The sequence below is a fragment of the Pedobacter sp. NEAU-ZC8 genome (genome assembly GCF_059278965.1).
The window spans coordinates 1-13,910 of the sequence record NZ_JCAJXC010000005.1 but is presented as its reverse complement, the minus strand read 5'-3'; the positions used below and the strand labels follow the sequence as shown (position 1 = coordinate 13,910).

Here is a 13,910-nt window from a genome sequence, read left to right as displayed (position 1 = left end):
GTTTTTAGCCTATAATTTCTATTTTTTTCGGACTGCAAATATAGAACTTATGTTTTTAATTTACAAAACCGTTGTGAGAATATTTTTATTAACAGAGAAAACCACGTGCATTTCCCGCTAATAAAGCGCCAAAGTACGTATTTAAAAGCTAAATTGTTACTTTTGAAAAAAAGACTAACAGTGAAAAAACGAATTGCCATCTTTGCTTCAGGTTCAGGATCCAACGCTCAAAAGTTAATGGAGTACTTTAAGGATAGCACAGCAGCGGAAATCTCGCTTGTGTTAACCAACAACCCCGATGCATACGTTATTCAACGTGCAGACAACTTCGAAATTCCCGTACACATCTTCGACAGAAATGAATTCTACAAAACAGACCGGATACTGGATCTGCTTAATGATCTGGATATCGATCTGATCGTACTTGCAGGCTTCTTATGGCTTATTCCTGAAAATCTGATTAAACGCTACCCGAATAGAATAATCAACATCCATCCTGCTATCCTGCCGAAGTTTGGCGGTAAAGGTATGTATGGCGATCATGTACACCATGCTGTTATTGCGGCAAAAGAGGTTGAAGGCGGCATTACCATTCATTACGTGAACGAACACTATGATGAAGGTGAATACATCTTCCAGGCTAAGTATAAGATAGACAAGAATGACAGCCTGGAAATGATCAAGTTCAAAGGTCAGCAACTAGAACATTTACACTACCCTAAAATTGTCGAAAATATCCTAAAAAAGCTTCCTGAGTAGTTTTATTGCAGGTCCTTAAAATAAATCATCAAAAAAGGCTACTTTTGCGGCTCAAAATTCTTCACAGATGAGTCAATCAATAAAGATCAAAAACGCTTTAATTTCAGTCTATTACAAAGATGGTTTAGAACCTTTAGTACGTCTGCTGGCAGCACAAGGTGTTCAATTATTCTCTACCGGTGGTACCGAGCAGTTTATAAAAGACCTTAATTTACCAGTAACGGCAGTAGAAGATTTAACCGGATACCCTTCTATTTTAGGTGGCCGCGTAAAAACCTTACACCCGAAAGTATTTGGAGGAATTCTTAACCGTAGAGGCTTAAAAGAAGATCAGGAACAGATTGCTTCTTATGAAATTCCAGAGCTTGATCTTGTTATTGTAGACCTTTATCCATTTGAAGAAACCGTAAAAGCAGGTGGCACAGAACAGGAGATCATCGAAAAGATCGATATCGGCGGTATCTCCCTGATCCGCGCAGCGGCGAAAAACTTTAATGATGTCGTGATCCTTGCCTCTAAAGACGATTACAGCACCTTACAACAACAATTGGAGACACAAAATGGCGAGACTACATTAGCCCAGCGTAAGACATATGCTAAAAAAGCATTCCACGTGTCTTCAGGTTACGATACTGCAATATTCAACTACTTCAATAACGAAGAGCCAATTAACGTTTTCAAGCAAAACATCTCTTCAGCACAGGTATTACGTTATGGTGAGAATCCACATCAACAAGGTGTTTTTTACGGCAACCTGGATGAGATGTTTACCAAATTAAATGGCAAAGAACTTTCTTATAATAACCTCGTGGATGTTGATGCAGCGGTTGCCTTAATCGATGAATTTGAAGCACCTACTTTCGCCATCTTAAAACATACCAATGCATGTGGTGTCGCTTCAAGAGTAACCATTCTGGAAGCATGGAATGATGCACTTGCTTGTGACCCGGTTTCTGCCTTCGGTGGCGTACTTATCGCTAACCGCGAGATCGATCTTGCTACCGCAACGGAGATCAATAAATTATTCTTTGAGGTCCTGATCGCACCATCTTACCAGGCTGAAGCAGTGGAGCTTTTCCGCGCAAAGAAAAACCGCGTTATCCTTCAACGTAACGATGTCGAGCTGACTAAAAAACAGTTCAAGACCCTATTGAACGGCGTTATTGAGCAGGATAAAGATCTAAGCATTGAAGGCCCTGAACAAATGACACCAGTAACGGATAAACAACCTACTGAACAGGAACTACAGGATCTTTTCTTCGCAAATAAGATTGTAAAACATACCAAATCAAACACCATTGTTTTTGTTAAAAACCAGGTGTTGGTAGCGAGCGGTGTGGGTCAGACCTCCAGGGTTGACGCCTTAAAACAAGCGATCGTTAAAGCAGAATCATTCGGATTTACCCTGCAAGGTGCAGTGATGGCTTCTGACGCGTTTTTCCCTTTCCCGGACTGCGTTGAAATCGCTGCAGATGCTGGCATTACTGCTGTTTTACAACCAGGTGGATCGATCAAAGATGCAGACTCGATTAATATGGCAAATGAGAAAGGTATAGCAATGTTAACCACTGGTATCAGGCATTTCAAACACTAAGTTTTTTTTCCGCGGATACAATAAAAAGCTGTAGTTTTACATTACTTATAGTACACAGAATTTTTCATATTTAAATTATCACCTATAAATGGGTTTATTTAATTGGTTTACACAAGAGGTTGCCATAGATTTAGGAACCGCAAATACCCTGATTATACATAACGATAAAGTAGTAGTTGACGAACCTTCTATCGTTGCTTTCGACCGCCAGACAAACAAAATTATAGCTATAGGACGCCAAGCCATGCAAATGGAAGGCAAAACCCATGATAATATCCGCACCGTTCGTCCATTAAAAGATGGTGTGATCGCCGATTTTAATGCCGCAGAAGCCATGATCAAAGGCATGATCCGCATGCTTAATGGTGGAAAAGGCTGGATGTTCCCATCCCTTCGCATGGTGATCTGTATCCCTTCCGGTATCACAGAAGTTGAAAAACGTGCCGTGCGTGACTCTGCTGAAATTGCCGGTGCTAAAGAAGTTTATTTAATTCACGAGCCGATGGCTGCTGCTGTAGGTATCGGTATCGATGTGGAAGAGCCTATGGGTAACATGATCATCGATATCGGTGGTGGTACCACGGAGATTGCCGTAATAGCCCTTTCTGGCATCGTGTGTGACCAAAGTATCCGCGTAGCCGGTGATAACTTCGACTCTGATATCGTAAACTACATCCGTCGTCAGCACAACATCATGATCGGTGACCGTACCGCGGAAAAGATCAAGATCGAAGTTGGTGCTGCATTACCTGAACTAACCGATCCACCTTCGGACTTCGCTGTTCAAGGAAGGGACCTGATGACTGGTATTCCAAAGCAGATTACCGTTTCTTACACTGAAATCGCACACTGTCTGGATAAATCCATTTCCAAGATCGAAGAAGCGATTCTTAAAGCCCTAGAGATCACGCCACCAGAGCTATCGGCCGACATCTATCAGACTGGTATTTACCTGACCGGTGGTGGTGCCTTACTGCGTGGTTTAGATAAACGTGTTGCAGCTAAAACCAAATTGCCGGTTCACATTGCCGAAGATCCACTTCGTGCGGTTGTTCGTGGTACTGGTATCGCCCTTAAAAACATTGGTGGTTATAAATTTTTAATGCAATAAAAAACGGTGGTGAACCTCAACTATGCGTAACCTTTGGATTTTCATAAACAGATACAACGCATTTTTTCTATTCATCATATTTTTCTCTGTAGGACTGATTTTAACTGTTAAAAACAACATCTATCAGCAAAGTGCTGCCGTGAATTCTGCGAATGAAGTAATCGGCAACGCTTATGAAAAACTGAATGTTTTCAAGAAATACATCAACTTAGGCCGTGTTAATGATAGTCTGGCAGCAGAAAATGCCAGACTACATACGGCCATCTTTGCCTTGCGCAACATCGACTCTGCCAAGAATACGGTTGTGGTGGATACCACCACCAACTATCAATACACCTACCTTGCCGCCAGGGTCATCAAAAACTCCATCACTTTAAGGAATAACATCATCACGATCAACAAAGGTTCCCTTGATGGTATTGAGCCCGGCATGGCCGTTATCGCAGCAGATAAAGGTGTTGTCGGCTTTGTACGTGATGTATCACCACACCTGGCCACCATCCAGTCCTTACTGCATAAAGACACCAAGATCAGCGTAAACATCAAAAAGAACAACGCGCTGGGCTCACTGGTCTGGGGCGACCGCAATGTAGACTTCCGCAAAGCTTACGTGAAAGAGATCCCAAATCAGTACAAGATTAACCTGAGAGATACCGTGGTGACCTCCGGATTCGGCTCCTTCCCTCCGGGCATTCCCGTGGGCCGGGTAAGCAACACCGGTATCGCTACCGGCGATAACTTCCTGACCATCGAGATCGCACTGTTCAATGATTTCAGTACCTTACAATACGTGAATGTCATTAAGCATAAATTCGCCCAGGAAGAGAAGGCTTTAGAAGCAAAACTGCCCAATGAATAGTAAATTAGTTTTCATCAACATCGTCAGGTGGATGCTCCTCCTTTTCATTCAGGTATTCCTGCTGCGGAACCTGGGCTTCTATAACCTTGCTACACCCTTTGTGTATGTACTGTTCTTACTCCTGCTGCCATTCCGTACCCCAAACTTATTGCTGTACCTGATTGCATTTGTCACCGGCATAACCCTCGATGCTTTTTACGACACCATCGGTGTGCACGTCGCCGCAAGTGTTACCCTCATCTACGTTCGTATCCTGTTCATCAGCGTCAGCGTTAACCGCGATGGCTTCGATGAACCCGAACCAACACTTGGAAATATGGGCTTCAAGTGGTTTTCGCTTTATGCGTTACTTTGTATCTTTGCACATCATCTGGTACTTTACTTGCTGGAAGCCTTTAAATTAACAGAGCTCTCTTACACCTTAATGCGGTGTTTATTTAGTGGTTTATTAACCATGTTAACCGTTCTATTGATAGAATTCGTTTTTTATAACAGGAAATTACGCTAATGGACAATTTGTTCGACAGGAAATATACGATCCAGGGTCTGTTTATCCTGGTTTGCCTGATCCTCATGGCCAAGCTTTTTTACATACAGGTGGGTAGCGACAAGTACTTCATCTCGGCAGAAAGTAACGTGCTCAAGAAGATCTATACTTTCCCTGCGCGTGGAGTGATCTACGACCGCAAGGGTAAGGTGCTCGTGCAAAATGAGCCCGTTTACGACCTCATCGTCATCCCCAATCAAGTAAAAGAGTTTGATACCCTGGATCTATGCAATACCATTGGTATTGACATGAAGGGTTTTCACAAGCGTTTTACCAAGGCGATGAACCAATCCCGGTACCAGCCTTCGATCTTCGAGAAACAACTTTCCGTGCAGATCTATGCTTCACTGCAGGAGAAACTCTCCAGGTTTCCAGGTTTTATGGTGCAGAACAGAACCATCAGGCATTATCCGGACAGCGTGGCCGGACAATTCTTTGGCTACGTAAAAGAGGTAACCAAGAAAGATATTGAAGAGAATAACGGCTATTACCGCCCTGGTGATTACATCGGCAAAGCCGGAATTGAAAAGCAGTACAATGATGTACTCCGTGGTGAACGTGGGGTAATTAACATGCTCTATGATGCCCGTAACGTACCTCAGGGAAGTTATGCGGAAGGTAAATTTGATACCCTTGCCCGCGCAGGAGAAAAGGTCTACTCCTCGCTGGATATGGATATCCAGAAACTGGGTGAGCAGCTGCTACAGAATAAAGTCGGCAGTATTGTCGCCATAGAACCCGCAACAGGTGAAGTACTGGCCTTTGTAAGTGCCCCTGGTTATGATCCGAACAGGATGGTTGGCCGCAGTCAGGGTAACAACTACATGGAGATCTTCGGTAACCCGAACCGCCCCTTCCTGGTACGACCAACATCTGGTTATTATTCTCCGGGTTCAGCCTTCAAACCTGTAAACGCATTAATCGGCTTACAGGAAGGTGTGATCGATCCGGAAACGCCTTTTAACTGTCCTGGTGGCTACCGCGCCGGCAATCACGTGGTGAAATGTGAGCACGTAGATGGAAACATCAGTCTACGCCGCGGACTCGCGCGTTCCTGCAACACCTATGCTTGTAATGTGTTCGCACGCATCATGACCCAGAAAAAATTCAAGAACAAGATTGCTGCCTACAACAACTGGGAAGAAAAAGTGCGTAAATGGGGCATCGGACAAAAGCTCGAGATTGATATCCCCTTTGAGAAAAAAGGTATCCTGTTTACTTCAGACGAATACACCAAACGCTTCGGTAAGTACTGGGGCTATACCACGGTGATCTCCTTGGCCATCGGACAAGGCGAAATGAACACCACCCCACTGCAAATGGCCAACATTATGGCCATCATTGCGAACAAAGGTTATTACGTTAAACCGCACCTGATCAAAGCCATTGGCGAAAAGAAGACCATCAGCAAGGAATATGTACAAAAGAACTTTGTTGGTGTTGAAGAAAGACATTTTGAACCGGTAATCGATGGCATGCAGGAAGCGGTAAACAGTCCATGGGGTACTGCGGTACTATCCCGCGTGCCGAACATCATCATGTGCGGAAAAACGGGTACCGTTCAAAATCCACACGGTAAAAACCACTCGGTGTTCATCGGTTTCGCACCACGTGATAATCCGAAGATCGCGATTGCGGTAATCGTGGAGAATGCCGGTTACGGAAGTACCTATGCTGCACCGATCGCCAGTTACATCACTGAAAAATATTTAACGGACTCCATCTCCAAAGGTCGTCAGGCACAGGTAGAATGGATGAAAAAACAAGTGGTGCTACCAATTATGCCAAAGCCAAAAGTAAAATACCAGCCGAAGCAAACGGAGGATACCACGAAAAAACAATTACCTGCAAAACTGGAAGCTACCCCGGTGACGGAGATCACGGCGCAGCCAAAACCAATTGAAATCACTAAATGAGTACACAACAAGGCAACAGATTCTTTTTTAACGTAGACTGGATAACCATCCTCATCTTTGTTGCGCTCTGTACCATCGGCTTCATCAACATATATGCTTCGGTATACAACCCCGATACGGCTGACGTGTTCGACTTCGGCAGCAACTATGGTAAGCAGCTTATCTTTATCCTTACTGCACTAATCCTGGGCTTCTCCATCCTGCTGGTAGATGCGAAGTTCTTCAGCGTCTTCTCCCCCATCATATATGGGGCTACAATACTGCTCTTACTGGCCGTGCTGGTTGTAGGCCGGAATGTTGCCGGTAACCAGGCCTGGATCCCCATCGGAAGCTTCAGGCTGCAACCTTCGGAGTTTGCGAAGTTTGGTACTGCACTACTGATGGCGCGGTACATCAGCACCTTCAACCCGAAACTGCGTGACTTTAAATCCATCGCTTTTGCAGCGCTGATCGTGCTGGTACCGCTTGGACTGATCATGCTGCAACCAGATACCGGTTCCGCATTGGTATTCCTTTCTTTCATGTTCCCGCTATACCGGGAAGGCCTTTCAGGTTACTTCCTGCTTATATTCCTGGGCATGATCGTATTGTTCATCGCGGATTTCCTGATGCCCATCGGCCTGATCATCTTCATCATTGTCATGGTATCGGCCTTCTTCATTTATCAGAACCGCAGAAAGCAAAAGATGATCTTCACCATTGTGCTGGCGGCAATTGTTTCGATAGCTTATCTATATGTCGTTAAACTAACCTATACCAAGGTATTGGAACCCCATCAACGTAGCAGGATTGAGATCATGCTCGGGCTGAAGACGGATCCAAAAGGTGCGGGTTACAACGTGATTCAGTCTAAGATCGCGATTGGCTCGGGACAGACCTTAGGACGGGGATTTCTACAAGGAACCCAGACCAAATACGGTTACGTTCCAGAGCAGAGTACCGACTTTATCTTTTCTACTATCGGTGAAGAATGGGGTTTTGTAGGCTGCAGTGTTGTGATTGGCCTGTACTGCTTTATGCTGCTCCGGGTGATCAATCTTGCCGAGCGGCAACGTTCTACCTTCTCCAGGGTGTACGGCTACTGTGTCGCCAGCATTATCTTCTTCCACGTATTCATCAACATCGGCATGACGATCGGCATCATTCCGGTCATCGGAATTCCACTGCCATTCATCAGCTACGGTGGATCTTCGCTATGGAGTTTCAGTGTATTGCTATTTATATTCCTGAAGCTGGACGCCAACCGGATGGGCTTTATTTAGGGAAACGCTGGTGTAGCAGTTCATAGAACTGATCTGCTGTACTTTGTTTTGCCGCCCAGTTGTGCTTCGTTGCATAATGCTTCTGTAAAAATGCATCTGCAGTCTGGAAATCCGGCATTTTATTCAGCAGGTCAATTGCCTCTGCGTAGGCCAGATTATAACCGTCAAACAAATCTTTAACAAACAACAACTTTTCATTTAAGCTGATTGCACGCTTCAGATCCTGAATCACCGGTTTGGAAGTTTCCTGCTCCGGACGGGCATTGCTGCTCTGCCTGCTGGCAGCAAGCAGTTCATTTAAGGTCGGCTGGTGCGTGGGCGCAGCTGCAGGTTGCTCGCTTGCAGGCTTTGCGGGTTCTGCGTATGGTCTTTCTGGCTCGGTATAAGTTCTTGCAGGCTCCGCAACAGGTTCTATCGCCGGCGAAACCGTAGGTGCTGGTGCGGCAGGCTGACTAGGCGTTGTAAACACCGGGATCACAGGCTCTGGTACTGCGGCTGCAACTGGCGTCGGCGCTGCTTGTGGTGTAGGTGCTGGTTGAGGTGCCGGCACTGATTCAGGTGTTGCTGCAGGTCTGCCTGCTTGTTCCTGTGCAACCAGGAAAGGCTCCGGTCCAACTTCATCTTCTTCCTCCACCGGGTCAGTTTCTGCAACCGGTTCATCGTGGGCAATCTGTTCTGGTGGGATGCTACTGATGTCCATGTTACTGTACACCGGATGTACATATCGGCTTGCAGGTTTCGGCTCCTCCACTGGCTCCTCCACAGGAGCCTGTTCATAGGGTTCCTCCTCGGGTTCTTCGATCTCGTACAATTCCTTTTCCGGGTAGTCATCGTCTCCATCTTCCTCCGGCGGGTTCGGATCAATCACCTGACTTGCACTGCCAGCGACGAGCTGTGGCTCCTCCCTGCGGTCATTAACAATAAATTCAAAGGTCGGTGTTTCCTTATCTGGGGTAAAGAAATCGTCAAACACCTTCGTCTCCCCGGCGTTGCTATCATCCAATGATGGTTGTGCGTGTTCCGGCAAGGCCTTTACAGGATGAAAACTGCTGATCTTCTTCAAGATCTGCACATGCTCCGATAAAAAATTGGCATTGGCGAGAAATAACTCGAGTTCCAGCTCACTGATCTGCTGTGGATCCGCTGACATGAACTGGTATTGTTCCTGAAGTTCATTCAGGATCGCGCCTGTTTTTTTCAAAAGATCTTCCTGTTTCATCATGATTATTAAACGGAGATTTATGTTTAATGTTTTTTCCTTATTTCAAATATAAGCGAATGGAACTAACAATATCAAAGCAGGCTTTAAATCCCGGCGGTTGTTACATTTTTTGTTACTTTTGCAGCCATAAGGTAACAACCTTTCCTTCCCCAAAAACAAGAATTTGAATGTTATTTAGTGAGCAGAATTACAGACGAGGCGAATATTGTGGCAGCATAGAAGTAGTTTGTGGATCCATGTTTTCCGGTAAAACTGAAGAACTGATCAGAAGATTGAAAAGAGCTCAGATAGCAAAACTTAACGTCGAGATTTTCAAACCCAAAACCGATATCCGCTACGACGAATCTGCGGTGGTGTCTCATAACGCAAATGCCGTTCAATCCACCCCGGTTGATCATTCTTCTGCAATACTCCTGCTGGGCGCAAATACTCAGGTTGTAGGTATAGATGAGGCACAGTTCTTTGACGATGAACTGCCTGAAGTCTGCAACAAACTCGCCAATAAAGGTATCCGGGTTATCGTTGCGGGTTTAGATATGGACTTCTCCGGTAAACCCTTCGGCCCGATGCCAGCACTGATGGCGATTGCCGAACATGTGACTAAAGTTAATGCCGTATGCGTACGCTGTGGCAGCCCGGCCATGTATTCCTATAGAACCGTCACCAACGATTCCAAAGTGCTGCTCGGTGAAAAAGAGAGCTATGAGCCAAGGTGCCGATGCTGCTTTTACAGCAAAGATTAGGGCTGGCATAGTTTTTACGCTTCAGGTTCAACAGCAACCTTGAAACATGCCTTCTTCTGTCATCCATGCCTACGAATATGACGCCGCCAAGCACATCCTCACCATTACCTTTGTTTCTGGAAAGGTTTACGCCTACAAAGCAGTGCCCAAGCAGATCTATGTAGGCATGCGTGGCGCTGTGTCTAAAGGCAGATATTTCAACAACTACATCAAAGACTTGTACGACTTCGAAGAACTGGTTTAATCGCCTACATGCAAAATACGGAAGAGCTCCTCTATAAACAGGGTGGCTGATTTCTTCTTATGCACCCCTTTCTGCCAGAGAATGAAAGCTTGTTTGTAATACTCCTTACCCGAAATCGGGATGGCAACCAGATCTTCCCAGGTTATAATAGCTTTCTCATTGATGATCGTTGCCCAGTTCCCCTCATCAACCATCGACAGCAACGAGTGCACATCATTCATCTCAATTTTAATGACCGGCGTAATCTTACCGCGACTGAACAGGCTATCCAACAGATCCCTGGAACTAAAACCCTTGCTCGGCAGGATCAATTCGACCTTTCCCAGCTCAGCCAGCGAAATCTTCTTCAGGCCTGCCAGGGGATGTCTTTTTGAGACCACCATCATGATACGAGAGGCATATAAATGCTGCATCTCGAGGCCAAGATCGTCAGCTTCGGATTTCTCATGGAATGCCAGAATCACATCCAGCTCGGCCATCTTCAGCTTCTGCTCCAACTCTCCCGCAGTTCCATATTCCACAACGATCTTGATGCCGGGATACTTAGAGGAAAATGGCGGCAAGGCCGGCAATAACATGGAACTGAAAGCATAGGTTACACCAATCCTCAACTCGCCGGTCACCAGATTATTGAGTTCATCAATGGCCTGTTTGGAACGCTTTACATCCAGCTGAATCTGCCTTGCATGCCCCAGGAAAACCTTGCCCGCTTCCGTAAGTCGCACCTGCTTACCTACCCGGTCAAACAACAGCATACCCAGCTCATCCTCCAACAGCTTGATCTGCTGTGAAAGCGTCGATTGCGTAACAAAAGATGCCGCCGCAGCTTCTGTAAAATGCAACAGCTCAGCAGCTTTGATGAAGTAGTTTAGTTGTCTTAATTCCATAGATCCTCCTGGTCAATCATCGATAAAACTAATCAATATCATTAAAACAATCAATTTTACTACTGTTTATATTATATGGATATTTGTAAGTGTAAAAATCACACTAACTATGAGCATATTCAGATCTTTAAAGTACCGCAACTTCAAGCTTTTCTTCTACGGACAGTCCATCTCACTTGTTGGAACCTGGATGCAGAAGACGGCCGTAAGTTGGCTGGTATACAGACTGACTGGCTCAGCACTGCTGCTCGGCCTGGTAGGTTTTGTAAGTCTTATCCCCTCTCTGGTCTTATCACCTTTTGCAGGGAGTCTTATCGACCGCTACGACCGTTACAAGATCCTGATGATTACGCAAATCGTGTCGATGCTTCAGGCGGGTGCACTCGCTGCACTGATTTTCTTTCAGTTCTACAACATCCCCATGATCATTGCACTTAGTTTGCTGCAGGGCATCATCAATGCCTTCGATGTGACCTGCCGCCAATCACTCATGGTGGAGATGGTCGACAATAAAGAGGATCTTCCAAATGCGATCGCATTGAATTCAACCATGACCAACCTGGCCAGAATTGCGGGCCCGGCATTGGCAGGTATCCTGTTGAGCGCCTTCGGTGAAGACTTCTGTTTCATTGGTAACTTCCTGAGCTACATTCCGGTACTGCTTTGTCTTTTTATGATGAAGCTAAACCTGACGATCACAGAACCAAGTCAGAAAAGCATCTGGCTTGAACTTGAAGAAGGTTTTAGGTATGTTGTGGGTGATAAGGAGCTCAGCAGCATGATCATCCTGATCGGGATCAGCAGCTTATTCGTCATTCCTTTTAATACGCTGATGCCGATCTTCGCAAAGGACATCTTCAATGGAACGGCCAGAACATTCAGCTGGTTTGAAAGTGCAGCCGGCCTTGGATCAGTAGCTAGTGCCATGTATATGGCCAATCTGAAATCTTCAAAGTTCCTGCTAAAGATCACCATGGTGGCGAGTATCATCTTTGGCTTCAGCCTGATCTTTTTATCCGTAGCCGGATCCTTGCCAATAGCCTTGTTCTTCATGACCATAACAGGTGTCGGCATGATGGCACAAACGAGTTCCATCAACACCTACATCCAGACACACGCCATCCCGGAAATGCGTGGACGGGCAATCAGCTACTTCGTTATGGCTTATCAGGGTATGATACCGATCGGTAGTTTATTGATCGGCTGGACGGCCAATGCTTTTGGCCCACGAATGGCCCTGACCATCGCAGGGGGCATCGGTTTGCTTGCAACAGCAGGATTTATGTTTTACAAACACAAGGTGAATGCAGCGAAACACCTTGCGTTTGAATAAGCGTTAATGGCTAGGTTGGATTGTTGATGTCCCTTAAAGGGCCATCTAAAGTATCCAGATCATCTTCATGAACGTTGGTGACATCGTCGTCGAAATCGTCATCATCATCATCTGCAAGTAAGTCATCGTCGTCATCGAAGTCTGCATCCAGATCATCCGGAATATCACCATCTACCAATTCGTCATCATCGTCGTCGTCCAGTGGTGTACCAATGTCGGTTAGGTCATCGTCATCATCATCCAGGGTTTGCGCCAATGGACCATCTGTAGCAAGCGAGCGGTTAGATCCTGTTCCTGACGTTAGCGGCTCACTCGGCGTATATTCGCCAGTTTCTAAAATGTTTTTTTCCTGGGTTTCCATAGGTTTAATATTAAAATTGTCCAACAATCAAATTGCTTAGGTCTAATAGCATAAACAATCAACCTGGGTCTTTGTTAAATATTAAAACAAATAAATAATGAAACAATTCCGCATTGAAATACCAGATAACGACACCCTCCAGATTTTTAGCATTACAGAACTGGGCGACAATCAATACGAGATCCATAAGGCCGGAGAACGCATCGGCATGATCCAGATTGATGGTGAAAGTCATGAGCATTGTAAAACCGTAGACTGTGAGATTGACTTGCCGCTACTAAACTCCATTCGGGAAGCAATCCTGGTTCACCGCGATTTAGCTTAGGTCAGTTGTTGGCCAGGCGCATACCTGGTATTGACAAGGGGTTAACACGGCCCGGGCCCTGTCAACCCCTTGTCAACCCCTGTCAACCCCCTGTTAACGCCTCGATAACTTAAAACCAGAACCCTTCTAAATACCGCTTCATAGCGATTTGGGGCATCGAGTAGGAAGGTAATCATTATTTGATTACCTGTCCCCTCACACCACCGTACGTGCCGTTCGGCATACGGCGGTTCATTAAACATAAACAGCTTTAGGGGTTACTATTTCTTTTAGACATAGTAGCCCCTGTTTCTTTAGAAATGCATTGTTAAGAGTCCGGGTCAGTATCGGGCTGTGTACGGTTCGCCAATGGCCTTTTCGGGTATTTCCCCATTGATAAGCCTGATCAGGGTGAACCCCAAGTTTCTCGAGTTGCTTAACGCGGGTCTTTACCTGCTTCCATTGTATCCAATAACATAGCCTGACTCGACTGCGGACCCACTCATCAAGTTCTCTGAATACAGTATGAGCTTCGCTCAGCTTGAAGTAGTTCCCCCAACCCTGGTTCAGCTGCCTGATTTGCATCATCCGATCCTCGATCGGGTAAGGTTTTCTGCGGCAGGTAATCTCCCTGATTTTATCCTTGTAAGTGCTAATGCTTTTACGGTGTACCGTAATGCCTTTGCTACCTTTCTTGTGATAAAAGGTAAAGCCCAGTAGTCTGGTTTGCCATGGACGGGTAACCACGCTCTTTTCCACGTTTACTTT

15 protein-coding genes are annotated in these 13,910 nt (G+C 45.6%); 11 read left to right on the top strand and 4 right to left on the bottom strand.

Going from position 1 to position 13,910, the window contains the following annotated elements; translation table 11 throughout:
• The first annotated feature begins 180 nt into the window (after positions 1–180).
• The 7 genes from purN to rodA all read left to right on the top strand — a co-directional run bounded on the left by purN (position 181) and on the right by rodA (position 8,048).
• Entirely contained in the window at positions 181–759 is a 579-nt protein-coding gene (gene purN, locus AC5WJX_RS05415; protein ID WP_494483827.1) for a phosphoribosylglycinamide formyltransferase, read from the top strand.
• A 67-nt stretch (positions 760–826) separates the two neighbouring features.
• Positions 827–2,353 carry a bifunctional phosphoribosylaminoimidazolecarboxamide formyltransferase/IMP cyclohydrolase gene (gene purH / locus AC5WJX_RS05410; RefSeq protein ID WP_494483678.1) on the top strand — a complete coding sequence of 509 codons (1,527 nt, stop codon included), beginning with the start codon at positions 827–829 and terminating at the stop codon, positions 2,351–2,353.
• Between the two features lie 88 nt (positions 2,354–2,441).
• On the top strand, positions 2,442–3,464 hold the full coding sequence (locus AC5WJX_RS05405; protein ID WP_440427706.1) for a rod shape-determining protein: 1,023 nt from the start codon (positions 2,442–2,444) through the stop codon (positions 3,462–3,464).
• Positions 3,465–3,486: 22 nt separating this feature from the next.
• Positions 3,487–4,323, top strand: a complete 837-nt coding sequence (gene mreC / locus AC5WJX_RS05400; protein WP_440427708.1) for a rod shape-determining protein MreC — start codon at positions 3,487–3,489, stop codon at positions 4,321–4,323.
• Complete coding sequence (locus AC5WJX_RS05395) at positions 4,316–4,831, top strand: rod shape-determining protein MreD (RefSeq protein WP_440427710.1); 516 nt, start codon at positions 4,316–4,318, stop codon at positions 4,829–4,831. Before mreC ends, AC5WJX_RS05395 begins: the two co-directional genes overlap by 8 nt.
• Positions 4,831–6,786 (top strand): penicillin-binding protein 2, encoded by a 1,956-nt coding sequence (gene mrdA, locus AC5WJX_RS05390; RefSeq protein ID WP_440427712.1) that lies wholly within the window; start codon positions 4,831–4,833, stop codon positions 6,784–6,786. Before AC5WJX_RS05395 ends, mrdA begins: the two co-directional genes overlap by 1 nt.
• Entirely contained in the window at positions 6,783–8,048 is a 1,266-nt protein-coding gene (rodA, locus tag AC5WJX_RS05385) for a rod shape-determining protein RodA (RefSeq protein WP_494483677.1), read from the top strand. The genes mrdA and rodA overlap by 4 nt, the downstream gene beginning before the upstream one ends.
• On the opposite strand, the gene AC5WJX_RS05380 is transcribed toward rodA, so the two are convergent.
• Positions 8,041–9,270, bottom strand: a complete 1,230-nt coding sequence (locus AC5WJX_RS05380) for a DUF8457 domain-containing protein (RefSeq protein WP_494483676.1) — start codon at positions 9,268–9,270, stop codon at positions 8,041–8,043. The genes rodA and AC5WJX_RS05380 overlap by 8 nt on opposite strands.
• A 167-nt stretch (positions 9,271–9,437) precedes the next feature.
• On the opposite strand from AC5WJX_RS05380, the gene AC5WJX_RS05375 reads away from it, so the two are divergent.
• Together AC5WJX_RS05375 and AC5WJX_RS05370 are read left to right on the top strand one after the other, a co-directional pair.
• On the top strand, positions 9,438–10,013 hold the full coding sequence (locus tag AC5WJX_RS05375; RefSeq protein ID WP_440427718.1) for a thymidine kinase: 576 nt from the start codon (positions 9,438–9,440) through the stop codon (positions 10,011–10,013).
• Between the two features lie 46 nt (positions 10,014–10,059).
• Positions 10,060–10,257, top strand: coding sequence for a KTSC domain-containing protein (locus AC5WJX_RS05370; RefSeq protein ID WP_494483675.1), 198 nt, complete (start codon positions 10,060–10,062; stop codon positions 10,255–10,257).
• On the opposite strand, the gene AC5WJX_RS05365 is transcribed toward AC5WJX_RS05370, so the two are convergent.
• Positions 10,254–11,144 carry a LysR substrate-binding domain-containing protein gene (locus tag AC5WJX_RS05365; RefSeq protein WP_494483674.1) on the bottom strand — a complete coding sequence of 297 codons (891 nt, stop codon included), beginning with the start codon at positions 11,142–11,144 and terminating at the stop codon, positions 10,254–10,256. The genes AC5WJX_RS05370 and AC5WJX_RS05365 overlap by 4 nt on opposite strands.
• Before the next feature lie 109 nt (positions 11,145–11,253).
• On the opposite strand from AC5WJX_RS05365, the gene AC5WJX_RS05360 reads away from it, so the two are divergent.
• Positions 11,254–12,477, top strand: coding sequence for an MFS transporter (locus AC5WJX_RS05360; RefSeq protein ID WP_494483673.1), 1,224 nt, complete (start codon positions 11,254–11,256; stop codon positions 12,475–12,477).
• 10 nt (positions 12,478–12,487) lie between these two features.
• On the opposite strand, the gene AC5WJX_RS05355 is transcribed toward AC5WJX_RS05360, so the two are convergent.
• Entirely contained in the window at positions 12,488–12,838 is a 351-nt protein-coding gene (locus tag AC5WJX_RS05355; protein ID WP_440427725.1) for a hypothetical protein, read from the bottom strand.
• A gap of 97 nt (positions 12,839–12,935) precedes the next feature.
• Between AC5WJX_RS05355 and AC5WJX_RS05350 the strand changes: the two genes are divergently transcribed.
• Positions 12,936–13,163, top strand: a complete 228-nt coding sequence (locus AC5WJX_RS05350; RefSeq protein ID WP_440427727.1) for a hypothetical protein — start codon at positions 12,936–12,938, stop codon at positions 13,161–13,163.
• Between the two features lie 234 nt (positions 13,164–13,397).
• On the opposite strand, the gene AC5WJX_RS05345 is transcribed toward AC5WJX_RS05350, so the two are convergent.
• A partial coding sequence (locus AC5WJX_RS05345; RefSeq protein WP_494483672.1) for a group II intron maturase-specific domain-containing protein occupies positions 13,398–13,910 on the bottom strand: 513 nt, incomplete at its 5' end.